Origin of the sequence: Micromonospora sp. R77 (genome assembly GCF_022747945.1) — a bacterium.
Taxonomy (GTDB): domain Bacteria; phylum Actinomycetota; class Actinomycetes; order Mycobacteriales; family Micromonosporaceae; genus Micromonospora.
The window spans coordinates 4,644,365-4,670,644 of record NZ_JALDST010000001.1 but is presented as its reverse complement, the minus strand read 5'-3'; the positions used below and the strand labels follow the sequence as shown (position 1 = coordinate 4,670,644).

23 protein-coding genes are annotated in these 26,280 nt (G+C 72.6%); 12 read left to right on the top strand and 11 right to left on the bottom strand.

The features are described from left to right. Positions 1–27 precede the first annotated feature (27 nt). The 4 genes from MRQ36_RS22020 (at position 28) to MRQ36_RS22005 (ending at position 4,797) form a co-directional block, all read left to right on the top strand. A complete protein-coding gene (locus MRQ36_RS22020; RefSeq protein WP_242798245.1) occupies positions 28–1,164 on the top strand; it encodes a sigma-E factor regulatory protein RseB domain-containing protein in 1,137 nt (378 codons plus the stop codon). A 146-nt stretch (positions 1,165–1,310) separates the two neighbouring features. Further along, positions 1,311–2,018 carry a hypothetical protein gene (locus tag MRQ36_RS22015; RefSeq protein WP_242798243.1) on the top strand — a complete coding sequence of 236 codons (708 nt, stop codon included), beginning with the start codon at positions 1,311–1,313 and terminating at the stop codon, positions 2,016–2,018. Beyond that, positions 2,015–2,365: a transcriptional regulator gene (locus MRQ36_RS22010; RefSeq protein ID WP_242798241.1), complete on the top strand. Its 351-nt coding sequence runs from the start codon at positions 2,015–2,017 to the stop codon at positions 2,363–2,365. Before MRQ36_RS22015 ends, MRQ36_RS22010 begins: the two co-directional genes overlap by 4 nt. A 212-nt stretch (positions 2,366–2,577) precedes the next feature. After that, positions 2,578–4,797: an AAA family ATPase gene (locus MRQ36_RS22005; protein ID WP_242801293.1), complete on the top strand. Its 2,220-nt coding sequence runs from the start codon at positions 2,578–2,580 to the stop codon at positions 4,795–4,797. A gap of 271 nt (positions 4,798–5,068) precedes the next feature. On the opposite strand, the gene MRQ36_RS22000 is transcribed toward MRQ36_RS22005, so the two are convergent. Continuing rightward, complete coding sequence (locus MRQ36_RS22000) at positions 5,069–5,491, bottom strand: hypothetical protein (protein WP_242798239.1); 423 nt, start codon at positions 5,489–5,491, stop codon at positions 5,069–5,071. A 374-nt stretch (positions 5,492–5,865) separates the two neighbouring features. Here MRQ36_RS22000 and MRQ36_RS21995 point away from each other — a divergent pair, with 374 nt between their 5' ends. Further along, a complete protein-coding gene (locus tag MRQ36_RS21995; protein WP_242798237.1) occupies positions 5,866–6,246 on the top strand; it encodes a hypothetical protein in 381 nt (126 codons plus the stop codon). A 62-nt stretch (positions 6,247–6,308) separates the two neighbouring features. Here the strand turns inward: MRQ36_RS21995 and MRQ36_RS21990 are convergent, their stop codons facing one another. The 4 genes from MRQ36_RS21990 to MRQ36_RS21975 form a co-directional block, all read right to left on the bottom strand. Further along, positions 6,309–7,265: a sporulation protein gene (locus MRQ36_RS21990; RefSeq protein WP_242798235.1), complete on the bottom strand. Its 957-nt coding sequence runs from the start codon at positions 7,263–7,265 to the stop codon at positions 6,309–6,311. 3 nt (positions 7,266–7,268) lie between these two features. Then, positions 7,269–8,570: a multidrug effflux MFS transporter gene (locus MRQ36_RS21985; protein WP_242798232.1), complete on the bottom strand. Its 1,302-nt coding sequence runs from the start codon at positions 8,568–8,570 to the stop codon at positions 7,269–7,271. A gap of 82 nt (positions 8,571–8,652) precedes the next feature. Further along, on the bottom strand, positions 8,653–9,429 hold the full coding sequence (locus MRQ36_RS21980) for a DeoR/GlpR family DNA-binding transcription regulator (protein WP_242798230.1): 777 nt from the start codon (positions 9,427–9,429) through the stop codon (positions 8,653–8,655). Positions 9,430–9,466: 37 nt separating this feature from the next. Then, positions 9,467–11,470 carry a beta-galactosidase gene (locus MRQ36_RS21975; protein WP_242798228.1) on the bottom strand — a complete coding sequence of 668 codons (2,004 nt, stop codon included), beginning with the start codon at positions 11,468–11,470 and terminating at the stop codon, positions 9,467–9,469. A gap of 277 nt (positions 11,471–11,747) precedes the next feature. On the opposite strand from MRQ36_RS21975, the gene MRQ36_RS21970 reads away from it, so the two are divergent. Genes MRQ36_RS21970 through MRQ36_RS21955 form a run of 4 tightly spaced genes read left to right on the top strand, consistent with a single transcriptional unit; the run spans position 11,748 to position 17,163 of the window. Next, a complete protein-coding gene (locus MRQ36_RS21970; protein WP_242798226.1) occupies positions 11,748–13,079 on the top strand; it encodes an ABC transporter substrate-binding protein in 1,332 nt (443 codons plus the stop codon). Between the two features lie 24 nt (positions 13,080–13,103). Continuing rightward, positions 13,104–14,060 carry a carbohydrate ABC transporter permease gene (locus tag MRQ36_RS21965; protein WP_242798224.1) on the top strand — a complete coding sequence of 319 codons (957 nt, stop codon included), beginning with the start codon at positions 13,104–13,106 and terminating at the stop codon, positions 14,058–14,060. Beyond that, positions 14,057–14,965 (top strand): carbohydrate ABC transporter permease, encoded by a 909-nt coding sequence (locus tag MRQ36_RS21960; RefSeq protein WP_242798222.1) that lies wholly within the window; start codon positions 14,057–14,059, stop codon positions 14,963–14,965. The genes MRQ36_RS21965 and MRQ36_RS21960 overlap by 4 nt, the downstream gene beginning before the upstream one ends. Further along, a complete protein-coding gene (locus MRQ36_RS21955) occupies positions 14,962–17,163 on the top strand; it encodes an alpha-galactosidase (RefSeq protein WP_242798220.1) in 2,202 nt (733 codons plus the stop codon). The genes MRQ36_RS21960 and MRQ36_RS21955 overlap by 4 nt, the downstream gene beginning before the upstream one ends. A 74-nt stretch (positions 17,164–17,237) precedes the next feature. Here the strand turns inward: MRQ36_RS21955 and MRQ36_RS21950 are convergent, their stop codons facing one another. The 4 genes from MRQ36_RS21950 to MRQ36_RS21935 all read right to left on the bottom strand — a co-directional run bounded on the left by MRQ36_RS21950 (position 17,238) and on the right by MRQ36_RS21935 (position 21,008). Further along, positions 17,238–18,407 (bottom strand): RNA polymerase sigma factor, encoded by a 1,170-nt coding sequence (locus tag MRQ36_RS21950; RefSeq protein WP_242798218.1) that lies wholly within the window; start codon positions 18,405–18,407, stop codon positions 17,238–17,240. A 4-nt stretch (positions 18,408–18,411) separates the two neighbouring features. Beyond that, on the bottom strand, positions 18,412–18,819 hold the full coding sequence (locus MRQ36_RS21945) for a YciI family protein (protein WP_242798216.1): 408 nt from the start codon (positions 18,817–18,819) through the stop codon (positions 18,412–18,414). 108 nt (positions 18,820–18,927) lie between these two features. Further along, positions 18,928–19,503, bottom strand: coding sequence for a hypothetical protein (locus MRQ36_RS21940; protein WP_242798214.1), 576 nt, complete (start codon positions 19,501–19,503; stop codon positions 18,928–18,930). 119 nt (positions 19,504–19,622) lie between these two features. Then, a complete protein-coding gene (locus tag MRQ36_RS21935; protein WP_242798212.1) occupies positions 19,623–21,008 on the bottom strand; it encodes a cellulase family glycosylhydrolase in 1,386 nt (461 codons plus the stop codon). 382 nt (positions 21,009–21,390) lie between these two features. On the opposite strand from MRQ36_RS21935, the gene MRQ36_RS21930 reads away from it, so the two are divergent. Genes MRQ36_RS21930 through MRQ36_RS21920 form a run of 3 tightly spaced genes read left to right on the top strand, consistent with a single transcriptional unit; the run spans position 21,391 to position 23,895 of the window. After that, entirely contained in the window at positions 21,391–22,353 is a 963-nt protein-coding gene (locus tag MRQ36_RS21930; protein WP_242798210.1) for a TIGR03557 family F420-dependent LLM class oxidoreductase, read from the top strand. After that, a complete protein-coding gene (locus MRQ36_RS21925; protein ID WP_242798208.1) occupies positions 22,350–23,201 on the top strand; it encodes an alpha/beta fold hydrolase in 852 nt (283 codons plus the stop codon). The genes MRQ36_RS21930 and MRQ36_RS21925 overlap by 4 nt, the downstream gene beginning before the upstream one ends. A 58-nt stretch (positions 23,202–23,259) precedes the next feature. After that, entirely contained in the window at positions 23,260–23,895 is a 636-nt protein-coding gene (locus tag MRQ36_RS21920) for a GAP family protein (protein WP_242798206.1), read from the top strand. 7 nt (positions 23,896–23,902) lie between these two features. Here the strand turns inward: MRQ36_RS21920 and MRQ36_RS21915 are convergent, their stop codons facing one another. After that, positions 23,903–24,706, bottom strand: a complete 804-nt coding sequence (locus MRQ36_RS21915; protein ID WP_242798204.1) for an endonuclease/exonuclease/phosphatase family protein — start codon at positions 24,704–24,706, stop codon at positions 23,903–23,905. A gap of 4 nt (positions 24,707–24,710) precedes the next feature. Then, positions 24,711–26,201: a phosphatase PAP2 family protein gene (locus tag MRQ36_RS21910; RefSeq protein WP_242798202.1), complete on the bottom strand. Its 1,491-nt coding sequence runs from the start codon at positions 26,199–26,201 to the stop codon at positions 24,711–24,713. Positions 26,202–26,280 lie beyond the last annotated feature (79 nt).

The following is a 26,280-nucleotide window of genomic DNA, read 5'->3' as shown; positions in this document are numbered from 1 at the left end:
CAGCATGGCGGTCAGGAGGTGTCCACCATGTCCGTACTGAACAACCGCACCGTGCTCCGCTGGCTGGTCCCGGTGACCGCGGGGGTCGCCGTGATCGGTGGCGGTGCCGCCGTCGGCACGTTCGCCGCCGACGCCGAACCGGCCCTGCCGCCGCGTACCGCCGCGCAGCTCCTGGTCGACCTGCAGACGTCCCGCCTCGACGGGCTCTCCGGCACCGTGGTGCAGCGGGCCGACCTGGGTCTGCCGCAGGTGGCCAACCTGGCCGGGATGGCCGGCGGGAACGAGCTGACCACCCTGCTCACCGGCACCCACACCCTGCGTGTCTGGTACTCCGGTGAACAGCGGCAACGGGTCGCGCTGCTCGACACCCTCGGCGAGCGGGACGTGATCCGCGACGGCCGCGACCTGTGGGTCTGGGACAGCCGCAGCAACACCGCGAAGCACCGCACTCTGCCGGTGGAACCGGCCGCCGCGCCCGAGGTCCCGGTCACCCCGGCCGAGGCCGCCGACCGCGCGCTCGCCGCCGTCGACCCGACCACGGCGGTCACCGTCGGCCGGTCCGCCCGGGTGGCCGGGCGGGACGCGTACGAGCTGGTGCTGAGCCCGCGCGACGCCGACTCCCTGGTGCACCAGGTGCGGATCGCGCTGGACGCGAAGGAGCACGTGCCGCTGCGCTTCGAGGTGCTCGCCGACGGCGGTGACAAGCCGGCGATCGAGGTGGCGTTCACCCAGGTCGACTTCCGCCGGCCCGAGGCGGACCAGTTCCGGTTCAACCCGCCGGCCGGGGTGAAGGTGACCGAGGAGTCGACGAAGGCCGTACCGGACGGGAAGGCCGTGCCGGGGCGTCCCACCGACCGGCGGCCGGACGGCGTCGCGCCGCGTACGGTCGGCACCGGCTGGACCACCGTGGTGGTCGCGCGGCTCGACGCGGCCGGCCTGCCCGGCGGCGCGAAGGGTCCGGCCGCCCTGCCGAAGGACGGCAAGGGCGGTGACCCGGCCGACCTGGCGGCCGGTCTGCTCGGCTCGCTGGAGAAGGTCAGCGGCGACTGGGGCAGCGGTCGGCTGCTGACCGGGAAGCTGTTCAGCGTGCTGCTGACCGACGACGGCCGGGTGCTGGCCGGGCTGGTCACGCCGGAGCGGCTCTACCAGGTGGCCAGGGGCTGACCCGACGGCACGACCCTGCGGGGGTCCGGACGGCGCGAGCCGGACGGGCCCCCGTTCCGTGTCCCGGCGACGCGCGCCCACCACCGTCGTGCACCACCTCGGCCAACCCTCTGGCGCCAATCGGTTTGTTATGCAAACCTATTGGCATGACTACTGATGCGGTTCCGGCCGGCGGCGATCCCCGCCGGCTGCTGGCGGAGGCGCGCGGCCTCGCGCGCCGGGTCCGCCTCGCCCAGCGGGTGACCTGGTTGCCGCTGCTGGTGCTGGCCGTGGTGACCCTCGGGGCGATCCCGGTCTACCGGTACAGCCAGCCGATCCAGAGCGACTGCCGCCCGGTGAACGGCGGCGAGGTGTGCAAGGTGTGGTTCGTCGTCCCGGAGATCTACTGGGTGACGGCGCTGGCGTGCGCGTACGTGGTGATCGCCTACGGGTACCTGCGGGTCGCCCGGCACCGGGGAGTGGACGCCCGGGTGCGGCCGTACGTGCTGACCGGGGTGGCGGTGTCGCTCGTGCTCGTCGCCGCCGAGGCGGTCGGTGCCGGACGGTGGCTCGTCCCCGACCCGCAGGATCTGCTGCACCCGTCCGCCTCCGTCCTGGTCCTGTTCCGGCTGCTCTCCCCCACCGGCGGGATCGGGCTGGCCCTGCTGGTGCTGGCCTGGCTGGAACGGAACGTCGCACTGCTGATGTTCACCGTCGCCTACCTGGTGGTGGTGCTGCTGCCGGTCACCTCCGGCTGGGGCGGGGGCTGGCTCGCCGACTGGCAGCACGGGCCGCTGCTGGCCCTCGGCGCCGGCCTGCTGGCGCTGGGCAGCGCCGGCTTCGCGCTGGCCCAACGGCTGCGACGGCCCCGGTGACCGACCCGACCGGCATCCCGGACGCCACCGAGGACCCGCATCCGGTCACCGGGCTCGACGACGTGGTGCACCAGCGGGTGCGGCTCGGCATCCTCACCGTCGCGCACGAGGCCCGCCGGGTGGAGTTCGGTTTCCTGCGCACCCAGTTGGCGCTGACCGCCGGCAACCTCTCCCAGCACCTGGCCGTGCTGGAGACGGCCGGGCTGGTCGAGGTCGAGAAGGGATACGCCGGGCGGCGCGCCCGCACCTGGATCACCCTCACCCCGGCGGGCGACACCGCGCTCGCCGAGGAGATCGCCCGCCTCAAGCAGCTCATCGCACGCGTGGAGACGACGAACGGGCGGTGACGACGAAGCCGGGTGACGCGGTCGCGGGCGAGCGGGCAGGCTTGGTCCCGCGACCCGTCGCGCGGTATCTTCTACCGTTCAGACGCAAAAAGGAATGACCCTCGGGCCATTCCTGCACGGATTCTAAGTGCTGAGGAGACGGCTTGTCAACGCACGTCAACGGTGAGCTGCCCGGAGCCGACGAGATCGGCCACGAGCAGGACTACGTCTCCATGCTCTACCACCGGCTGGACGACCTGCGCGAGCAGGCCGCCCGCCGGCTCACCGAGGAACTGCGGACCACCGGCGGCACGCAGCAGGCCCGCTCCCAGCGCGACTCCGCCGTCCGGATGTACGCCGACCAGGTGGAGCAGTACGCCGCCGTGGAGAACGGCCTCTGCTTCGGCCGGCTCGACGGCGACGACGGCGCCCGCCGCTACATCGGCCGGATCGGCATCTTCGACACCACCGGCGACTACGACCCGCTACTGATGGACTGGCGTGCCCCCGCCGCCCGGGCGTTCTACCTCGCCACCGCCGCCAACCCGCAGGGCGTACGCCGCCGCCGGCACCTGCGCACCCGGGAGCGGAAGGTCGTCGGCCTCAACGACGAGGTGCTGGACATCGCCGCCGCCTCCCCCACCGCGCACGAGGAGCTGACCGGCGAGGCGTCCCTGCTCGCCGCGCTCAACGCCGGGCGTACCGGCCGGATGCGGGACATCGTCGAGACCATCCAGGCCGAGCAGGACCGGATCATCCGCGCCGACCTGCCCGGCGTCATGGTGGTGCAGGGCGGGCCGGGCACCGGCAAGACCGCGGTGGCGCTGCACCGCGCCGCGTACCTGCTCTACACCCACCGCCAGCAGCTCTCCACCCGCGGCGTGCTGCTGGTCGGCCCGAACGCCACCTTCCTGCGCTACATCTCCCAGGTGCTGCCGGCGCTGGCCGAGACCGGCGTGCTGCTGCGTACCCAGGGCGACCTCTTCCCCGGGGTCAGCGCCCGGCGGACCGAGCCGGCGACCACCGCGGCGCTCAAGGGGCGGACGGTGCTGACCGAGGTGCTGGCCGCCGCCGTCCAGGACCGGCAGCGGGTGCCGGACGAGCCGCTGGAGATCGAACTGCCGCAGCGGGAGGTGCTGCTGCTCGACCCGGCGACCGTCCGGGCGGCCCGGGACCGGGTCCGGCGCACCGGCCGGCCGCACAACCTGGCCCGGGCGCTCTTCGACATCGAGATCGTGCACGCGCTCGCCGCCCAGGTCGCCGAGCGGATCGGCGCCGACCCGCTCGGCGGGGAGAACCTGCTCGCCGAGGCCGACGTCGCCGAGATCCGGCGCGAGCTGCGCGAGGAGCCGGAGGTACGGGCCGTCCTCGACGAGCTGTGGCCGGTGCTCACCCCGCAGCGGCTGCTCGCCGACCTCTTCGCCGACCCGGACCGGATCGCCACCGCCGCGCCGATGCTCACCGACGCGGAGCGGGCCGCGCTGCACCGGCAGCCGGGCGGCTGGACCCCCGCCGACGTGCCGCTGCTCGACGAGGCGGCCGAACTGCTGGGTGAGGACGAGCGCGCCGCCGCGGCCCGCCGGGAGCGCATCCGGTCGCTGCAGCGGGAGTACGCCGAGGGCGTGCTGGAGATCGCCCGCGGCTCCCGCTCGATCGACGTCGAGGACGAGGCGGAGGGCGGCGAGATCCTCGGCGTCACCGACCTGCTCGACGCCGACCGGCTGTTGGAACGGCAGGAGGAGTCCGAGCGGCTGACCACCGCGCAGCGGGCCGCCGCCGACCGGAGCTGGGCGTTCGGGCACGTCATCGTGGACGAGGCGCAGGAGTTGTCGCCGATGGCGTGGCGACTGCTGATGCGCCGCTGCCCCAGCCGGTCGATGACGATCGTGGGGGACGTGGCGCAGACCGGCGCGCTGGCCGGCACACCGTCCTGGCAGGACGCACTGGAGCCGTACGTGGCGCGGCGGTGGCGGCTGGAGGAGCTGACCGTCAGCTACCGCACCCCCGCCGAGATCATGGCGGTCGCCGCCGAGGTGCTCGCCGAGATCGACCCCGCGCTGCGCCCGCCCCGCTCCGTACGCGAATCCGGGGTGCCGCCGTGGGACCGGACGGTCGACGCGGACCGGCTCACCGCGGAGCTGGTCGACGCGGCGGCCCGGGAGGCGGCCGGGCTGGACGACGGCCGGCTCGGGGTGATCGTTCCGGAGGCCCGGGTAACCGAGTTGGGCGCGGCGCTCGGCGCGGAACTGCCCGAGGCGGCGGTCGGCGACAACCCCGAGCTGGAGAGCCGGGTGGTGGTGCTGACCGTCTCGCAGGCCAAGGGCCTGGAGTTCGACTCGGTCCTCGTGGTGGAGCCGGACCGGATCGTGGCGGAGTCCCCCCGCGGCCACAGCGACCTCTACGTCGCCCTCACCCGCGCCACCCAACGCCTGGGCATCCTCCGCACCCCCTGACCTTCCCCCCTCGCCCACCCTCGCCCACCCCGCCCGCCCCCGCCCGCCCGCCCCCGTCGATCATGGAGTTGTGGCGCCCGATTCCGGCGACTTCACGCCTTTCGTGAACCACCCCAACTTCATGATCGACGAGGGTATGGGGTGCCGGGGCGGAGATCGTGCTGGATGCAGGAAGTGGTGGCCTCCGTTCTCGGAGGCCACCACTTCCATGTTCGAGCGTGATCTTGTCGGGTACGGATGCGGGCGCGGGGCCGGCGCGGGTGCGGGTGGGTCAGCCGGGGTTGGGGCTCTCGTCGGTGAAGTTGCCGACCTGGCTGCCGCTGGCGGACTGGTCGCTGGTGGAGCCGCCGGCCGGTGTGCTCATGCCGCCCGTGGTGGCGTCCCCGGTGGTGGTCGGGGCCACCGTGCCGGGGTGCCGCTCCGGTTGGCGGGCGACCCGGCGGGTGCTGGCCGGTCCGGCGGTACCACCGGTGGTGGTGACCGCACCCTGACCGCGGGTCGGGCCACCGTCGCGCAGCACCTCCGGGTCGATCCGGACGCGCGCCGGGTCGTCCGGGTCCTCGTCCTGGATGACCCGGTTCACGTCGGTCGGCGGCACGGTGACCTCGTCGAGCGCGCCCTCGCCGTACACCCCGCCGGCGACCCGGTCCTCGGCCCGGCGGGCGGCGTCCTGCCGCATGTCGTCCTCACGCACGTCAACCACCTCGCAGCTCGTCGCGGATCTTCCTGCGTGCCCGGCGACCGCCCCACCAAACCCCGCCGGACCGATGGGCCCTCCCGGCGCTGGACCGACCGTCTGTCCGGTTCCGCACGGCCGACCGCTGCCCCGGGAGGCCCGACGGACGTCCCCCACCGGCACTGGCCGCCGAGACCGAGCGCCGCCGCCCGTACCGGGTGACGGGACGGCGGTGGGCTGCTGCTATTCGGCCGGGAGGGGGTGTTAGGCCGCCGGGGGGTCGGGTAGACGGAGGGTGCCCCCGCCAGGAACGCGAACCGTGCCGTGGCCGAAACGCGGTAGCGGGGCGAGGGAGTGCAGGGAACGACTCATCGCATCCTGAGGAGGACAAGATGAGCACGCAGGCTGCATCCACCAGGCCCATGAACCGCCCGGCGCAGGACGTCTCGAACCGGGCGGCCATGCAGGAGACACCCACCCGCCCGATGCCGATGATGCACGACGGGTACCGGGAGCAGGCCATCGCCGCACCCGGCACGGAGACCAAGCCGTCGTTCGCGACGACGGAGTTCTGGGTCTATGTGGCGTCCGTCGCGGGCGTGCTGGTGGCGTCCTACCTGGTCGGCAAGAACTCGGTCGGGGTGGACATCTTCCGCGCCCCGCAGGCCTGGTTCTTCATCACGCTGCTGACCATCGGTTACCTGGGTAGCCGTGGTCTGGCCAAGGCGGGCAGCAACTTCCGCAGCGGCGAGGAGCGCAAGGCCCGCCACTGAGTGAACGACACCTGAGAACGACGGTGGCCCCGGGATCCGTCCCGGGGCCACCGTCGTCGTGGCTATTCGAAGTCGCCGCCGAAGTCGTCCCCGAAGTCACCCTCGAAGGCATCCTCGATCAGCTCACCGGCGACCAGCCCGCCGGCCACGCCGAGCGCGGTGCCAGCGACCAGGCCGCCCATTCCCGGCCCCCGGCCGTGCCCGTGCCCGTGCGGGGCGCCGAAGCCATGGGTACGCAGGCTGCCGTACCGGGAGGTGGTGTCCCGCAGCCAGCCGTCGACCACCTGGACCCAGTCGGTCCGCCCGGCGTCGGAGTGCGGTACGGCGTACCGGCCGATGACGTCGTGCCCGGCGCTGAGGAAGCCGCCCCGCTTGTCGCACTCCAGGATCACCTCGACGCCCCGCTGGCTGGTCACGAAGGTCAGTTCGACCTCGGTGACCGTGCCCGCGTACTGCGGGGCGGCGAAGAACTCGATCTCCTGATAGAACGGGAGCGTCTGCTGCACGCCGTGGATGTGACCGCGTTCCAGGTCGGCGTGCTTGAAGCGGAACCCGAGCGCCTGGAAGGCGTCCAGGATGCGCTCGTGGATGGGCAGCGGGTGCACGGCCACCTGGTCCAGGTCGCTCTTGTCCACCGCCCGGGCCACCGCCAGCTCGGTCCGCAGCCCCATCGTCATGCCGTGCAGGCGCTGGCCGTACACGTCGGTGACCGGGGTCTCCCACGGCACGGCGAGGCGGAACGGGATGGACAGCTGCTGCTTCGGGGCCAGTTCCAGCGGGCCGCTCACGCCCATCCGGTGGAACTCCATGATGCCGCCGTACTCGGAGTCGCCGCTCTCGATCTCGACCCGGGTGACCAGGCCGACGGTGATCTGCTCGATGCTGGCCGGGGCGTCGCCGCCGACCAGGTTGACGTGCCCGTCGAGGGTCAGGCCGGGCCGGGTGTTGGGGTTGGCCAGGACGGTGTCGACGCTGGGGCCGCCCACGCCGAACGCACTCAGCATCTTCTTGAAGACCATCGGTCACTCCCGCTCGACGGCGCTCCACGATGGAGCGTCGGACGTTTGCTGAGGGGACCCTAACCCGGATGCCTGTGAAGTGCCTGAGAGGCGCAGCAGCGCCGTGGCGAGCAGGAAGAACACGGCCATCGACAGGGCCATCGGCAGCAGCGTGCGATAGCCGAGCACCCCGGTCAGCGGGGTGACGAGCGCGCCCACCAGGAAGCTCAACCCGCCCTGCAACGCGGCGGCCGCTCCCGCCGCCCGACGACCGGCCTCCTGGGCCAGCGCGGTGGTGGCCGGCAGGACCAGGCCCATGCCGGCGACCACCAGCGAGAGCAGCGCCCACGGCAGCGCCACCGGGAGCCCCGCCGCCGGATCCGCGAGGGCCACGGCGAGCAACCCGACCGCGGCCGACGTCGACCCGAGGACCCCGACGCCCCGCAGCCGGGCGGCGCCCACCCGGGCGACCGACAGGCGGAACAACAGGCTCGCGCCGGCCATGCCGGCCGCGTTGGTGGCGAAGATGATCGCGTACGTCCCGGGGCTCACGCCGTATACGGTCTGCAGGACGAACGACGAGCCGCCGATGTAGGTGAAGAAGCCGGCGGTGGCCAGGCACTGCACCACCACGTGCCGCAGGAAGGACCAGTCGCGCAGCAGGTCGCCCATCCTGGCCAGCGTGCCGGCGGCACCCGCGGACTGGCGGCGCTCCGGCGGCAGGGTCTCCGGCAGGCCGAGCAGCACGGCGACCACCATCGCCACGCCGAAGAGGGTCAGCGCGGCGAAGACCGTACGCCAGGTGCCCTGGTGCAGGATCAGGCCACCGACCGCCGGGGCGACCACCGGGCCGAGGAAGGTGACCGAGGCGAGGGTGCCGAAGCGGGCCGCCGCCTGCGGTCCGCGCCAGGTGTCGGTGACCATCGCCCGCCCGACGGCGACCCCGCTGCCCGCGGCGATGCCCTGGCCGAGCCGGGCCGCGACGAGGACCGCGCCGCTGGGCGCGAGGGCGCAGACCACGGAGAGCGCGGCGAAGGTGAGGCTGGTGGCGATGACGATGCCGCGCCGCCCCCGGGCGTCGCTCACCGGGCCGAGCAGCAGCTGACCGACGGCGACGCCGATGATGAAGGCGGTCATCGTCAGCTGCGCGACGGTCGCGCTGGTGTGCAGAGAGCCGCGCAGCTCCGGCAGGGCGGCGACGTACGTGTCGGTGGCGAACGGCCCGACCCCGGTGAGCAGCACCAGGGCCACCATCGACGGGGTTCGCGCCCGGCCCGCCGGGCGGTCCCGGGGCGGACGGATCCGGGTCCGGTGCGGGCTGGTCATCCGTCGGACGCTAGCCGGGTGGCCGCCGACCGGCATCCCGGGATCCGCAGGACGGGACCGCCCGGGGCGGGAACCCGGGCCGTCAGTCGACGTCGACGACGATCAGCTCGCCGACCTGCTCGCCGATGACGCGGCGGCCCTCCGGGGGCAGCTTCCCGTCGCTGATCAGCACGTCGGCGTCGTCCAGCGGGGCGATGGTGGCGATGCCGATGGTCTCCCACTTGGTGTGGTCGGCGAGCACGACGAGCCGGCGGGCCGCGCCGATCAGCCGCCGGTTGACCGCCGCCTCCAGCAGGTTCGGGGTGGTGAACCCGGTCCGGGGACTCATCCCGTGCACGCCGAGGAAGAGCAGGTCGACGTTGAGGGCGGCGATGGCGGCCTCGGCGACCGGCCCGGTCAGCGCGTCCGAGGGCGTACGGATCCCGCCGGTCAGCACGACGGTCTGGTCGGCGCGCGGGTTCTGGTAGAGCGCGTCGGCGACCGGGATGGAGTTGGTGACGACGGTCAGCCCGCGTACCTCTGCGAGCCGGGCGGCGAGGGCCGCGGTGGTGGTGCCGGCGGAGAGGGCGACCGCCATGCCGGGTTCGACCAGCTCGGCGGCCCGCTCGGCGATGGCCCGCTTCTCGGTCTGCTGGCGGACCGACTTGGCGGCGAAGCCGGGCTCCTCGGCGGAGCCGGGGCCGGCCAGCGTCGCCCCACCGTGGACCTTGTCGACCAGGCCGCGTTCGGCGAGCACCTCCAGGTCCCGCCGGATGGTCATGTCGGAGACGCCGAAGCGGCTCACCAGGTGACTGACCCGGACGCCGCCGCGCTGCCGGATCAGCTCCAGGATGGCGCTCTGCCGTTGCTGGGCGAGCATCGAACCTCCTTCGGGCGCACGGGCAGGCTACGCGGGCTCAGGCGGCCGTCGCCGACCGGACCTCCCGGACCACGGCCACCTCGCCGGCCGGCACGACCAGCTCACCGGCGCAGTGCGCGCCGCCGAGCAGCTCGGTGCCGGTGACGGCGAGCCGCGCCTCGGCGTCGGTGTGGTTGATGACGAAGAGCCAGCTCCGTTCGCCGTCGCGGCGCCGGACGACCTCGACGCCGGCCGGGGCGGGCGCCGCCGGCCGGACCCCGGACTCGGCGAGCAGGCGGGTCACCAACCGGTCGGTGGCCGCGTCGTCGAGCCGGGTGCCGACGTACCAGGCGGCGCCGGCACCGACGGCGTGCCGGGTGAGCGCGGGCACGCCGGGCAACGGCCCGTCGGCGTACGCGGCGAGCACCTCCGCGCCCTCGGCGTGCAGCCATTCGGTCCACACGTCGGCGCACGCGCCGTCGTCGAGGGTGACCCGCTCCCCCGCCCGGAGCGGGAAGAACTCCTCGGTCCGCAGGCCGAGCAGCTCGCGGAACGCGCCGGGGTAGCCGCCGAGCCGGATGTGGTCGTGCTCATCGACGATGCCGCTGAAGTAGGTGACCAGCGCGGTGCCGCCCGCCTCGACGAAGCGGCGCAGGGCGTCGGCGTCGGCGTCCCGGACCAGGTAGAGGGTGGGCACCAGGACGAGCCGGTAGCGGGACAGGTCGGTCGACGGGTGCACCACGTCGGCGGTGACGCCGGCCCGCCAGAGCGCGCCGTGCAGCGCGTTCAGCCGGTCGGCGTAGGTGACGTCGACGCTGGGGTGGGAGTCGAGTTCGGCACCCCACCAGGCCTCGTAGTCGAAGAGGATCGCCACGTCGGCGTCGACCCGGCTGCCGCGTACCTCGGCGAGGGCCTGCAGGTCGGCGCCGAGCCGGCAGACCTCGCGGAACACCTTGGTCTCCGGGCCGGCGTGCGGTACCAGCGCGGAGTGGAACTTCTCCGCACCGGCCCGGGAGGCCCGCCACTGGAAGAAGAGCACCCCGTCGGCGCCGCGGGCGACGTGGGCGAGGCTGTTGCGGCGCAGCTGGCCGGGGGTCTTGGCGACGTTGCGCGGCTGCCAGTTGACGGCGCTGGTGGAGTGCTCCATCAGCAGCCACGGGTCGCCGCCGGCGACGCCCCGGGTGTGGTCGGCGGCGAGCGCCAGGTTGACCTGCGGCTGCGGGTCGGCGGCGGTGAGGTAGTGGTCGTTGGAGACCACGTCCACGTCGGGCGCCCAGGAGTGGTAGTCGAGGTACTTGATCCCGGTGCCGATCATGAAGTTCGTGGTGACCGGCTGCCGGACCAGCCGCTTGAGCACGTCCCGCTCGGCGCGCAGCTGGGCCCGCTGCTCGTCCGAGGAGAAGCGCAGGAAGTCCAGCTGCTGGGTGGGGTTGGCGAAGGTCGGCGCGGTGCGCGGCGGGTTGACCTCGGCCCAGTCGTGGTAGCGCTGGCTCCAGAAGGCGGTGCCCCAGGCGGCGTTGAGGGTGTCCAGGTCGCCGTAGCGCTCGCGCAGCCAGCCCCGGAACGCCTCGGCGCTGACGTCGCAGTAGCAGTGCACATTGTGGCAGCCCAGTTCGTTGGAGACGTGCCACATGACCACGGCGGGGTGGTCGGCGTACCGGCCCGCGACGGCCTCGACCAGGGCGAGGGACCGGTCCCGGAAGATCGGCGAGCTGGGGCAGTACGCCTGCCGCCCGCCGGGCCAGAGGATCGCGCCGTCGGCGCGGCGGGGCAGCGTCTCGGGGTGGCGGTGGGCCAGCCACGGCGGCGGGCTGGCGGTGGCGGTGGCCAGGTCGACCCGGACGCCGCCGTCGTGCAGCACGTCGAGCGCCCGGTCGAGCCAGCCGAACTCGTACGTGCCGGGGGACGGCTCCAGCAGGGCCCAGGAGAAGATGCCGACGGAGACCAGGTTGACGCCGGCCTCGCGCATCAGCGCGACGTCCTCGGCCCAGACCTCCTCGGGCCACTGTTCCGGGTTGTAGTCGGCGCCGTACCAGATGCCGTCGCCCTGCCAGTTCCGCATGAGTGCAGAGCGTGCCCCCCGGGACCACTCAAGTCAACACTTTCCAACATCGACAAAATTTCCAACGTTTACCTGGTCTCGGCCTTGTCACGACTGGGTTATCAGTGCCCGCCGCCCCTCTTGACAGCGCCGCGCCAAGCGGTAGCTTCAACCGCCACCGGCTGTTTTTGTTCGGACATGTGGATTCACGGTGGATCTATCACTGCCGGCACGAACACCGCTCCCCGCCACCTGACGGCCCTTGGGCGCAGCGCACCTCTTCCACGCAGGAGGAACAATGTCCCGTCCCCGCTCGCAAGCCGAGTACCTCGCCCGGCTCGTACCCCCGTCCGTCGCCGGCCTGAACCGGCGCTCCCTGCTGGCCGGCGCGGCCGGCACCGGGGCGCTGCTCGGCACGGGCCTCCTCGCCGGCTGCGGCGACTCCGACTCGGGCTCCGGTTCGGACTCGAAGACGGTCTCGGTGGGCTCGAACCAGTCCGACCCCAAGCCGAAGGACGTCATCGCCAAGGTGATGGCCGGCTTCCAGACCGCGTCCGGCATCCAGCCCGCGGTCAACACGGTCGACCACAACACGTTCCAGGAGAACATCAACAACTACCTGCAGGGCAAGCCGGACGACGTGTTCATGTGGTTCGCCGGCTACCGGATGCGCTTCTTCGCCGCCAAGGGCCTGGCCGGCGACGTCAGCGACGTCTGGGGCAAGCTCTCCGGCTATTCCGACGCCTTCAAGAAGGCCTCCACCGGTGACGACGGCAAGCAGTACTTCGTCCCCGCGTCGTACTACCCGTGGGCGGTCTTCTACCGCAAGTCGGTCTGGCAGCAGCGCGGCTACCAGGTGCCGAAGACCCTCGACGAGCTGAACACGCTCGGCGCGCAGATGAAGAAGGACGGCCTCGCCCCGATCGCCTTCGCCGACAAGGACGGCTGGCCGGCGATGGGCACCTTCGACATCCTCAACCTGCGGATCAACGGCTACCAGTTCCACGTCGACCTGATGGCCGGCAAGGAGGCGTGGACCTCGGACAAGGTGAAGAAGGTCTTCGACACCTGGGCCGGGCTGCTGCCGCTGCACCAGCCGGACGCCCTGGGCCGCACCTGGCAGGAGGCCGCCCAGTCGTTGCAGCAGAAGAAGAGCGGCATGTACCTGCTCGGCCTCTTCGTCGCCCAGCAGTTCAGCAACGACGAGCAGAACGACCTGGACTTCTTCACCTTCCCCGAGATCGACCCGGCGATCGGGGCGAAGGCCCTGGACGCGCCGATCGACGGCTACATGATGGCCCGCAAGCCGAAGTCCGAGGCGAACGCCAAGAAGCTGCTGGAGTACGTCGGCAGCAAGGACGCCGCGAACATCGTGGTGAAGAACGACCCGAGCACCCTGGTCGCCAACACCGGCGCGGACACCAGCGGCTACACCGCCCTGCAGAAGAAGGCCGCCGAACTGGTCGGCTCGGCCACCGAGATCGCGCAGTTCCTCGACCGGGACACCCGGCCGGACTTCGCCTCCACGGTGATCATCCCGGCGTTGCAGCAGTTCATCAAGAACCCGAAGGACATCGGCGGACTGCTCACCAGCATCGAGAACCAGAAGAAGTCGATCTTCACTGACTGACGACGGCGAGAGGGGAAGGACATCGTGTCCGACCTGCCCCTGATCCAAGCGGATCGCGCCGTGCCGCCGCCGGCCGCGACCACCTCCACGGGTGGTCGTGGCCGCCGGCTACGGCTGCTGTCCCGCACCGACCGCGTGGTGATCACGCTGATGGTGCTCGTACCCCTGCTGCTGGTGGTCGGCCTGGTCTGGCTGCCGGCGGTCGCCACCGTGCTGCTCTCCGGCACCGACTGGGACGGCATCGGCCCGGTCGGCGAGATCGACTGGGTGGGCCTGCAGAACTACGACAACGTGGTCAACAACTACCCGCCGTTCGGGCCGGCCGTGCAGAACAACCTGCTCTGGCTGGCCGCGCTCTTCGTGGTGGCCACCCCGTTCGGCATGTTCCTGGCCGTGCTGCTGGACAAGGAGATCCGCGGCAGCCGGTTCTACCAGACCGCGCTCTATCTGCCGGTGGTGCTCTCGCTGGCGCTGATCGGCTTCGTCTGGCAGCTCATCTACAGCCGCGACCAGGGCCTGCTCAACGCCGTGCTCGGCACCCAGACCGACTGGTACGGCGACTCGAACGTCAACATCTGGGCGGTGCTCTTCGCCGCCGGCTGGCGACACGTCGGCTACATCATGCTGCTCTACCTGGCCGGACTGAAGGGCGTCGACCCGTCGCTGCGGGAGGCCGCGGCGGTGGACGGCTCCTCGGAGACCAGCACCTTCTTCCGGGTGGTCTTCCCGGTGATGCGGCCCATCAACATCATCGTGCTGGTGGTGACCGTGATCGAGTCGCTGCGCGCCTTCGACCTGGTCTGGGTCATCAACAAGGGCCGCAACGGGCTGGAACTGCTCTCCGCGCTGGTCACCTCCAACGTGGTGGGCGAGGCCAGCCGGATCGGCTTCGGCTCGGCCCTGGCGACGATCATGCTGGTGGTGTCGCTGGTCTTCATCACCCTCTATCTGTTCACCGTGATGCGGGAGGACCGGCGATGACCGCGACCGGAATCCGCGAACCCTCGGTCGGCACGGCGGGCCGGCCCCACCGACCGGTACGACCGGCCCGGGTGGTGCTGCACCTGTTCCTGGGCGTGGTGGCCGTCGGCTGGCTCTTCCCGATCCTCTGGGCGGTGCTCACCTCGCTGCGGTCCTACGACTACACCGCCCGCAACGGGTACGTCTCGCTCGGCGGCTGGACGCTGGACAACTACACCACCGCCTGGAAGACCGCCGAGTTCGGCAAGCACTTCCTCAACTCGGTCTACATCACCGTCCCGGCCGTGCTGCTCACGCTCTTCCTCGCCTCCTGCGTGGCGTTCGTGATCGCCCGGTTCAGCTGGAAACTCAACATCGTCCTGCTCGGGCTCTTCACCGCGGCGAACCTGCTGCCGCAGCAGGCCCTGCTCATCCCGCTGTTCCGGCTCTTCACCCAGGTGCCGCTGCCGGAGTGGATGAGCGACTCGGAACTGCTCTACGACAGCTACTGGGGGCTGATCCTGGTCAACGTCGCCTTCCAGTGCGGGTTCTGCGTCTTCGTGCTCAGCAACTACATGAAGGCGCTCCCGCACGAGCTCTACGAGGCGGCGATGGTCGACGGGGCCAGCGTGTGGCGGCAGTACTGGCAGGTCACCATGCCGCTGTGCCGGCCCGCCCTGGCCGCGCTGGCCACCCTGGAGGTGACCTGGATCTACAACGAGTTCTTCTGGGCCACCGTGCTGATGCGTACCGGCGACAAGTTCCCGGTGACCAGCTCGCTGAACAACCTGCGCGGCGAGTTCTTCACCGACAACAACCTCGTCTCGGCCGGCTCGGTGCTGGTCGCCATCCCCACCCTGGTGATCTTCTTCCTGTTGCAGAAGCAGTTCGTCCGGGGCCTGACCCTGGGAGCCAGCAAGGGATGAGCATCGTCCACCTGCGCCGCGCGCGGACCAGCCTGGTGCTCGACGCGCGCGGCCCCGGCCTGCCCCGGGTCGTGCACTGGGGCGCCGACCTCGGCCCGGTCCCCGCCGACGACCTGCCCGCCCTGGTCGACGCCACCGTCCCACCGGTGGTGCCGAGCAGCTTCGACGCGCCCACCGTGCTGTCGCTGCTGCCCGAGGCGAGCGCCGGCTGGAGCGGCCGGCCCGGTCTCGCCGGGCACCGCGACGGGCGGGACTGGTCCACCGCCTTCCGCCTCGACGGGCTCGACGTCGTCGACGGCGGCCCGGAGCCGGGTCGCGTGGCCCCGGGCGGGGAGGCGGTGCGCGTATCCGGTGAGGAGCGGGACCACGGCGGCGGCGCGGCGCGGGTGACCGTGCGGGCGGCGGACCCGGGCGCGGGGCTGGCGCTCACGGTCGAGCTCACGCTCGACCCGGCGGGGCTGCTGACGGTACGGCACCGGCTGCGCAACGACGGCGACGCGCCGTACGAGCTGCGCGAGCTGACCCCGGCGCTGCCGGTGCCGCCGGTCGCCACCGACCTGCTCGACCTGACCGGCCGGTGGTGCCGGGAACGCAGCCCCCAGCGGCACCCGTGGCCGATGGGCGCGTGGGTGCGGGAGGGCCGGCACGGGCGGACCGGGCACGACGCGACGCTGCTGCTGGTGGCCGGCACCGCCGGATTCGGCTTCGGCCACGGCGAGGTCTGGGCGGTGCACACCGCCTGGAGCGGCGACCACGTCACGTACGCGGAACGCCGGCCCACCGGGGAGGCCGCCCTCGGCGGCGGCGAACTGCTCGCCCCCGGCGAGATCGTGCTCGCCCCCGGCGCCGAGTACGCCACTCCCCTGCTGTATGCCGTCCACTCGGCCACCGGGCTGGACGGGCTCAGCGACGTGCTGCACACCCACCTGCGGGCCCGGCCCGGGCACCCGCGCAGCCCCCGACCGGTCACCCTGAACGTCTGGGAGGCGGTCTACTTCGACCACGACCTGGACCGGTTGACCGCGCTCGCGGACCGGGCCGCCGAGGTGGGCGTGGAACGCTTCGTCCTCGACGACGGCTGGTTCGCCGGCCGCCGGCACGACCGGGCCGGGCTCGGCGACTGGCGGGTGGACGACGACGTGTGGCCGGACGGGCTGCAACCACTCATCGACCACGTCCGCGGGCACGGCATGCAGTTCGGGCTCTGGGTCGAGCCGGAAATGGTCAACACCGACTCCGACCTGTTCCGCGCCCACCCCGACTGGCTGCTCCAGGTGCCCGGCCGGCTGCCGCCGGAATGGCGGCACCAGCAGGTCCTCGACCTGGCCCACCCGGACGCGTACGACCACCTGCTGGGCCGGCTGGACGCGGTGCTCTCCGAGCACGAGGGCATCGGCTACCTGAAATGGGACCACAACCGGGACCTCACCGAGGCCGGGCACGCCGGCCGGCCCGGCGTGCACGCACAGACCGTGGCGGTCTACCGGCTGCTGGACGAACTGCGCGCCCGGCACCCCGACGTGGAGATCGAGAGCTGTTCCTCCGGCGGCGCCCGGGTGGACCTGGAGATCCTGCGCCGCACCGACCGGGTCTGGGCCAGCGACTGCAACGACGCCCTGGAACGGCTGGCCATCCAACGCTGGACCGGGCTGCTCCTCCCGCCGGAACTGGTCGGCAGCCACATCGGACCGGAACGCTCGCACACCACCCACCGGGTCCACGACCTGGGCTTCCGGGCGGTCACCGCGCTCTTCGGCCACCACGGCATCGAATGGGACATCAGCCGCATCACCCCGGCCGAGCGGGCCGAACTGACCGCCTGGGTGGCGCTGCACAAGCGGCTCCGCCCGCTGCTGCACGCCGGCCGGGTGGTCCGGGTCGACCACCCCGACCCGGCCGTCCAGGCGCACGGCGTGGTCGCCCACGACGGCTCCCACGCGGTGTACGCGATCTCCCGGTTGACCACGTCCGCCGCCCAGACCCCCGGCCCGGTACGCCTGCCCGGCCTCGACCCGGCGCGGCGCTACACGGTCCGCCTCCCGGCCGGCGTACCGGAACCGGCGGTGCTGCAACTGACCGAGCCGGGCTGGCTGCCGACCGGCGTGACGCTGGGCGGGGCCGTGCTCGGAACGGTCGGCCTGCAACTGCCGGCCCTGCACCCCGAACAGGCCCTCCTCCTGGAACTCACCACCACCTGAACGCCGCACCCCCGGAACCTCATGCGCCCTCTTTCCGTGAATCGGTGGCCTCCCTGAGGTGGGAGGCCCCCGATTCACGGAAACCGCGCGCCCCGCTCGCCGAGCGGGCGACGGGTGTTGAGGCGGGCGGCCTGGCGGGTGAGGTGGTCGCGTTCGGCCAGGTTGGGGGCCCGCAGGGCGGCGTCGGCGTACAACCGGGCCGCCGTGGCCGGGTCGCCGTCGCGTTCGTGGAGGTAGGCCGCCACCGCGGTGTGCCGGGGCAGGGTGTCGTCCAGCGCCGCGAGCGCCGCCAGCCCGGCGCGCGGTCCGTCGGCCTCACCGACGGCCACCGCCCGGTTCAGCCGGACGATCGGGCTGTCGGTCAGCCGGACCAGTTCGTCGTACCACTCGACGATCTGCACCCAGTCGGTCTCCTCGGCGGTCGGCGCGTCGGCGTGCAGCGCCGCGATGGCGGCCTGGGCCTGGAACTCGCCCAGCCGGTCGCGGGCGAGGGCCGCCTGGAGGATCTCGACGCCCTCGGCGATCGACCCGGTGTCCCACCGGCGGCGGTCCTGCTCGGCGAGCGGCACCAGGCTGCCGTCCGGCGCGGTCCGGGTGGCCCGTCTCGCGTGGTGCAGCAGCATGAGGGCGAGCAGACCGGCCACCTCGGGGTGGTCGATCGCGGTCGCGAGCTGCCGGGTGAGCCGGATGGCCTCGGCGGCGAGGTCGACGTCGCCGGAGTAGCCCTCGTTGAAGACCAGGTAGAGCACCCGCAGCACGGTGGCGACGTCGCCGGGCTGGTCGAACCGGACGGCGGAGACGGTGCGCTTGGCCCGGCTGATCCGCTGCGCCATGGTCGCCTCGGGCACCAGATAGGCCTGGGCGATCTGCCGGGTGGTCAGCCCGCCGAGGGCGCGCAGGGTGAGCGCGACCGCCGACGACGGGGTCAGCGACGGGTGGGCGCAGAGGAAATAGAGCTGGAGCGTGTCGTCCACCTCGGACGCCGGCCCGGGGGCCGGTTCGGCGTCGACGCGTTCCTCCCGCCGGCGGCGGGCGGCGTCCGAGCGGGTCACGTCGAGGAACTTGCGCCAGGCGACGGTGACCAGCCAGCCCTTCGGATCGCGCGGCGGGTCGGCGGGCCAGCCGCGGACCGCCTCGACCAGCGCTTCCTGGACGGCGTCCTCGGCCGCCGCGAAGTCGGCTCCGCGGCGGACGAGGACCCCGATCACCGTCGGCGTGAGGCTCCGGAGCAGGGCCTCGTCCATCAGGTCACTCCGTGATGGTGGGGGGCGCGGTCAGGAAGGGGCGCAGCTCCAGCCACTCGTGGATCGGCTTGCCGCCCGCGCCCGGGGCGGCGGAGAGCTCCCCGGCCAGCTCGACGGCCCGCTCGTGGCTGTCCACGTCGATCACCATCCAGCCGGCGATCAGGTCCTTGGTCTCCGCGAACGGACCGTCGGTGACCGGCGGGCGGCCCTCGCCGTCGTACCGGACGAAGGTGCCCTCGGGGGCGAGCGCCTGGGCGTCGACGAACTCGCCGGTGCCCTCCAGCCGGGCCGCGAAGTCGTGCATGTACTGCATGTGCGCCGAGATCTCCTCCGGCGTCCACCGGTCCATCGGCACGTCGTTGACCGGGTCCGGGGCGCCGCGGTAGTGCTTGAGCAGCAGGTACTTGGCCATCGTCGGTTCTCCTCCGTGCTGGGCGACCCATTCTCGTCGCGCTCACCCCGGGGACGGAGCCGGTCCCGGCTTCTCGACATCGCGTGTCGACGAATTCCGGGCGGCCGCTCAGCCGGCGGCGGTGCCCGCCCGGCCCGCCTCGCGCAGCGCGAGGGCGACGGTGACGAAGAGCGCCACGCCCGAGCCCACCCCGGAGACCAGGGCCACGGCCGCCGCGCCACCGCCGAACGCGTCGATCAGGAACCCGGCCACCCCGAGCACGGTCATCGCCGCGCCCAACCGGTGGAAGCGGGGCATCCGCCAGACCCACCCGAGCCCGAAGAAGTGCACCCCCACCACGAACGCCACCCAGGCGACCGCCACCGACGGACGGTGCAGGACGTTGTTGATTACGGACAGGCCGCCGAAGAGCGCGACGACCTCCGCGGCGACCACCCACCAGTAGCGGCGGTCCATGAAGCCGGTGGCCGGCTGCGCCGCCACGGCCGGCGCCCGCCGGGCGACCAGCACCAGCGCGCCGAGCAGGGCCGCCGCCACCAGCACGCCGAGGGTACGCACCATCAACCGCCACGGGTCGGCCAGCCCGCCGCTGTTGACCAGCACGAAGACCGTGCCGAACGAGATCGCCACCAGCGACCCGACGACCAGTCCCGAGGGCCGGGGCCGGGATTGGACTGTCACCATGGCGGGCTCCCTCGTTGCGGTACCCGCAGCGACCGGGTCGCGCCACGAGTCCGGTGATCGTACGGGAGGAGCAGGTGGCCGGGTCCGTGCGGACCCGGCCACCGGTGGTACGCCGGGCGTCAGCTCGCGGTGCAGCTCACCGCGGGCGTGGCGTTGGTGCCGTTCCAGCTCGCGATGAAGCCGAAGGTGGTGCTGGCCCCGGCGCCGAGCTGGGCGTTGTAGTCCACGTTGCGGCCGGTGTACGTCGCGCCGCTGTTGCTCAGCGTGGTGCTCCACGACTGGCTGATCGTCTGGCCGTTGGCGAAGGTCCAGCTCGTCGACCAGCCGTTGAGCGCGGCCGAGCCGGCGGTCACCTTGATCTCCGCCTGGAAGCCGCCCTGCCAGCTGTTGATGATCGTGTAGCTGGCGGTGCAGCTCCTGCCCGAGGGCGGCGGCGTGGTGGTCGGCGGGGTGGACGGGCTGGTGGTCGGGCTCGGGCTGGTGGTCGGGCTGGGGCTGCTGCTGGTGGGCGGGGTGGTGCCGGCGTAGACCGACGCCTCCTTCGCGGTCGCCTTGATGCCGTTGGCGCCGTTGAAGATCCGCTGGCCCCAGCTGGTCAGCTGGTTGGGGTTGAAGCCGGTGGCCATGTCGAGGTATTCGACGCCGCCGCCGTTGCCGCTCCACGACCAGCCGAGATAGCCGATGTTGTTGGCCTGGGTGTAGGACATGATGGTGTCCTCGTCCGGGTTGCCGTCGGAGTGGTTGAAGCCGAACTCGCCGACGACGATGGGCAGCCCGGCGCTGCGGAACCGGCCGAGGTAGTCGGTGATCTCGGCGGCGGTGTCGAAGACGCCGTACATGTGGATGTCGAAGACGGTGTTGCGCTGCGGGTCGGCGTTGAACACGGTCGAGGCGTTGTTCCGCATGGTGAACGACCAGTCCTGACCCCAGTTCGGGCCGTCGACCATGATGGTGTGGCTGAGGCCGCCGGCGCGCAGCTTCTTGATGGCGTTGGCGGTGTCGTTGGTCCAGGCGCCGTAGTTCTGGTTGCCGTACGGCTCGTTGCCGATGTTGATGATGACGTACTTCTCCTGGCCCTGCAGGGCGCTGGCGATGCTCAGCCAGTAGTTGGCCGCCCGGTCGAGGGTGGTGGCGGCACCGTCCTCGCCGTAGCCGGTGGTGTCGTGCGCCTCCAGCACGCAGACCAGCTTGTTCTGCTTGCACAGCGAGATGACGTTGGCGACGTCGGCGGTGTCGTTCTTGGCCCACCGGTCACCGGTGGCCAGCACCACCCGGACGGTGTTCGCGCCGAGCGCCTTGATGTTGGCGAAGGAGCTGGTCTGCTGCGGGTACCAGGTGTGCGCGTGGTTGACGCCGCGCATCACGAACTCGGTGCCGTTGGCGTCGTAGAGCCGGCCGTTCGCGACGGAGAAACCGGCGGCGGCGTGCGCCGGCTGCCCGAAGGCGAACACGGTGGCGAGAACCGTCAGCAGGGCGGCGCCCACGACGGAGAGCGTCTTCTTCATGACCTTCCTCAGGGAGTGGTCTCCCCCGTGCCCAGGTGGGGGTGCGGTGGTGTGACAGGGGAAGGCGGCTGCAGCCCGACAGCCGCCGCCCGACTCCCGGCGGCGCAGCCATCAGCGTAGGGCGATGGAACCTCGAAAGCAACCGGTTAAGTTTTCGAACAGTCCCCCGGAACGACCTGTGGTGGCCCATGTCGCCATGGGCCACCACAGGGGCGGTCATCCCCACCACAGGATGTGTCGCCACCCCGGTCTGAACCGGTTAAGCGGGACCTTAGGCAGCATCGGCCGTCCCGTCAAGAGGTCGGCCGCCGGAAGTGGACACCAGGGTTGACCGCCCCGCGGCGGGGTAACCGGTGACGATCCGCCCGGAAGGAGAACCAGCATGGTCAAGGTCGGCTACACCCTGATGTGCGAGCAGGCGGGCCCGAAGCAGCTCGTCGACTACGCGGTCCGCGCCGAGGCCGCCGGCTTCGACCAACTCGTGATGTCCGACCACTACTACCCGTGGCTGGACTCCCAGGGCCACTCCCCGTACGCCTGGTCGGTGCTCGGCGCGGTCGCCCACGCCACCAGCCGGGCCGAGCTGATGTCCTTCGTGACCTGCCCGATCCGCCGCTACCACCCGGCCGTGGTGGCGCAGAAGGCCAGCACCATCGGCGTGCTCTCGGACGGCCGGTTCACCCTCGGGCTGGGCGCGGGCGAGAACCTCAACGAGCACGTGGTCGGCGGCTGGCCGCACGTGCAGCAGCGGCACGAGATGTTCGAGGAGGCGCTCCAGATCATCCGGCCGCTGCTCAACGGCGAGACGCTGACCTTCTCCGGCAACCACTTCGACGTGCCCGACGCGTACGTCTGGGACCGGCCGGGACAGCCGGTGCCGATGGCGATCGCCGCCTCCGGCCGGCAGTCCGCCACCCTCGCCGCCGAGCACGGCGACGGCATCGTCGCCACCGAACCCGACCGGCACATCATCCAGATGTACGACGACGCGGGCGGCGCCGGCCAGCCCCGCTACGGCCAGGTGGCGATCTGCTACGGCCCCGACGAGGCCGAGTGCCGCAAGATCGTGCACGACCAGTTCCGCTGGTTCGGCATGGGCTGGAAGGTCAACGCCGACCTGCCCGGCCCGGAGTCCTTCGCCGCCGCCACCCAGTTCGTCCGGGAGGAGGACGTGGCCGAGGGCATCTCCTGCGGACCGGACGTCGACCGGCACGTGGAGGCGTTCAAGAAGTTCGTCGACGCCGGCTTCACCCATGTGGCCCTGGTCCAGGTGGGCGGCGACAGCCAGCCGATGTTCCTGGACTGGGCGCAGGAGGAGCTGCTGCCCCGGCTGCGCGAGCTGTGAGCCTGACCTCGACCCGCCCCGGCACGGTCTCCGCGCCGGGGCGGTTCGGCCCGGCCGAGCTGCGGCTCGCCCTGGCGGCGCCTCGGCCCGCCGCCGGCCTCACCAGCGAGTTCCGGCTCGTCGACGGGCTGCGGACGCACACCCGCCGGTCGGCCGACCCCGGCACCGGCACGCCACCGGTGGTGCTGGTGCACGGCCTGGCCGTATCGCACCGCTATCTCACCCCGCTCGCCGTCGCGCTCGCGCCCACCCATCCGGTGTACGTGCCGGACCTGCCCGGCTTCGGCCTGACCGAGCGCCCCGGCACCGCGTACGACGTGTCCGGGCTCGCCGCGTGGCTGGCGGCGTGGCTGGCCGCGTACCGGCCGGGGCCGGTCTGCCTGCTCGGGCACTCGTTCGGCGCGGAGGTCGCCGCCCGGCTCGCCGCCGACCGGCCCGACCTGGTGACCGCGCTGGTGCTGGCCGGTCCGACCAGCGACCCGGCGGCCCGGTCCCGGCGCGGCCAGTTCGGCCGCTGGCTGGTGGACACGCTGCGGGAAGCGCCGTTGCAGGCCCCGATCCTGCTGCGCGACGTGGCCGACGCCCGCCCCCGGCGGGTGTACGCCTCGCTGTCCCACTCGGTCCACAACGCCATCGAGGCCGACCTGGTCCGGGTCACCGCGCCGACGCTGGTGGTGGCCGGCGCCCGGGACACCGTCGTCCCGCCGGCCTGGCGTACGCAGGCGGCCCGACTCGTCCCCGCCGCCCGTACGGTGACCGTGCCGGCCGCCGCGCACAACGTCGCCACCACCGCCCCGGCGCAGGTCGCCGCCGCGATCCGCGACCTGCTCGCCGCCACCCGGGGCTGACGGCCGCTGATCCGCCGGATCCGGCCCCCTCCCACCACGGCGGCAACAGAATGAGGCCATGAACCTGCTGACCGTGCTGCCGCTGGCCTTCGTGATGGTCGCCGGGCCGCAGGTGGTCAGCGCGATCTTCCTGGCCGCCAGCCGCGACCCGCGCCGCAGCTCGGTGACCTATCTGGTGGGTGCCGCGCTGGGCACCCTGGTCGCGTCGACCGTCTGGTACGGGGTCTTCCGGCTGGTCCGGCACACCGCCGGCAACGGGACGAAGGACAGCGGCAGCCGGCACCTCATCGACTGGATCGTGCTCGCGCTACTGCTCGTCCTCATGGTGATCACGTTCCTCAGACGCGGACGAAACCAGCCGCCGGGCTGGATGCGCAAGCTGGAGGACCCGCGGCCGGCGTTCGCCTTCGTCCTCGGCCTGCTGCTCTTCCTCGCCATGCCCAGCGACGAGGTCACCATGGCCTCGGTCGCCGGCAGCCTGGCCGGGCACGACAAGCCCTGGTGGCACCTGCTGCCGTTCGTGGTCCTCACCGTGCTGCTGCTGGCGCTGCCGCTGCTCGCGCTGGTGCTGCTCGGCCGCCGCGCCGAGCGGCTGCTGCCGAAGGTGCGCGACTGGGCCAACGCGCACTCGTGGGTCATCAGCGAGCTGGTCATCCTGATCTTCGTGGCCATCGTCGGGTCCGACCTGGCCTGACCGGCGCTCAGGCCGGGTCGAGAGCCAGCTCGGCCACCACCGGGTAGTGGTCGGAGGCGGTGTCGGCCGCGCCGCCCCGCACCACCCGGACCGCGCGCACCCGCCCGGCCAGGGCCGGAGTGCCGAGCAGGTAGTCCAGCCGCATCCCGGCGAACTCCGCCCCGCCGTGCCGGGTCGGCACGGTGAGCCCGGCCGGCTCCGGTGCCCCGGTGGCCGCCCACAGGTCGACCAGCCCGGCCGCGCGCAGCCGGGCCACCGCGCGGGTGTCGACGGTACGACCGTCCCGGCGCAGGTGCCGGCGGCGGTAGCGGTCGGGCAGCCCGGCCAACCGAGCGGTGTGGTCCACGGTCGGGTCGAGGGTGTTCAGGTCACCGGCCAGCAGCGCCAGCGGGCCGCCCCGGCGGCGCAGCGCCGCCGCCAGCCAGTCGGCCTCCATCCGCCGTCGACCACCGGAGTACGGGTTGAGGTGGGCGCTGACCACGGTCAACGGGCCGCCCGAGGTGGCGACCACGGTGGTCGCGGCGGCGTGGTGGAACGGCCGGCGTACCCGGTCGGTGGACAGCACCCGCAGCGGTGGACGGACCAGCACCGCGACCGGCTGCCCGAAACAGGAGCGGGCCAGGTGGGGCAGCATCCCCACCCGGCCCGCCACCTCGGTCGACAGCCCGTCCCGGTCGAAGCCGCGCAGCTCCTGCAGGGCCAGCACGTCCGGCCGCTGGCCGGTGACGACCTCGACGATCCGGTCCAGCCGGTCCGGCCCGCCCCGGTCCCGGCCCCCGGTGCGGATGTTCCAGGTCATCACCCGCAGCACGGTGTCACTCCGGTCGGGCGGCCTTGGCCAGCTCGTCGTCCAGCTCGGGCACCTGCTCGGACTCGATCGCCGGCCGGTTGCCCCGCCGGACGTCCTCGTTGGGCCGGACCACCCAGTAGAGCAGGCTGATCCAGAGCGCGCTGAGCAGGATCGCGCCCATGAAGTCGGTGGGGTGGTGCATGCCCCGGTACATCCGCGAGGTGGCCACGCCCACCGGCATGATCACCGCCATCGCCACGAAGAGCCACCGCCACCAGCGGTCGGTACGGACGAACACGATGATCGCGATGGCGCTCCACAGGCAGATCGTGGCCGCGATGTGCCCGGAGGGGAAGGACGAGGTCGGCATGTGGCCGTCCAGGTTCTCCACCGGCGGGCGGGGCCGCTGCACCACCCGGGCGGAGGCGAGGAAGAGGCTCAGCTCGCCGAACATCGCCAGCACCACGAAGAGCACCGGCCGCCAGCGCTTCCAGACCGCCAGCACGATCGGGCAGAAGACCAGCGAGACCAGCAGGATCGCGTGGGTGTCGCCGAACTTGCTCCACCACCAGCTCAGTTCGGTGAGCTGGTCGGTGCGCCGCTCGGCGAACCAGCGCGGCACCTCGGTGTCGAGGGTGGCGAAGAAGGTGCCCTTGGCGTGATAGCTGACGAACATGCCGAAGGCGTACAGGGCGCCGAAGACGATCACCCAGCCGACCAGCAGCTCCGCGACGGAGGAGCGGGGGTGCTCCAGCACCTTCTCCTCGGCCGGCGCGGGGGTGATCTCGTCGCCCGCCTCCGGCTCCAGGCCCTCGGTGATCGAAGGCACCGGCCGGCCGCGCTCGCGCCGCCACAGCCGGAAGGCGTACGCGGTGACGCCGAGCCACACCGCGCCGAGCAGCCAGCCGCCCAGCACGTCCGAGACGAAGTGCACGCCCAGCGCGATCCGGGTCAGCCCGATCAGGAAGACCAGCACGCCCACGATCGCGATGGCGGGCCTGCGCCACCGGGGCGCCATGGCCGGCAGGAACACCAACAGCAGCGCCCCGTACGCGACGAAGGAGCCGAGCGCGTGCCCGCTGGGGAAGCTGTTGCCCGGAGCGTGGGTGATCGGCACGTCGACCACCGGCCGGAGCCGACCGACCAGCGCCTTGAGCGACGGGTCGAGGATCAGGCCGCCGACCCCGGTGATGATCAGATAGACCGCCAGCCGGGACTGGCGGCGGATCAGCAGGCCGAGCACGGCGATGGTGACCAGCCAGATCAGCACCGGCCGGCCACCCAGGTCGGTGATCGCCGTCAGCACGGTGACCAGGGCGTGGTGCGGGGCGACCAGGCCGTTGAACCACTCGGCCGCCTCGTGGTCGGCGTGATAGAGCGGGCCCCACTTGAACCGGACGAGCATCAGCAGCACGCCGAACACGACGCCGGCTGCGGCGACGGCGAGCAGTCCGCCGATGCTGCGCCCCGCGAAATGGCCCAGCGGCCGTCGCGTCGTCTCCTTGACCGCGGTCACTCCGCACCTCCCTTGTCCTCTGGCGAGGCGCGCTGTACCCGATTCGGACTCCGCGTACACGCGTACCGCGCGCGTCGGT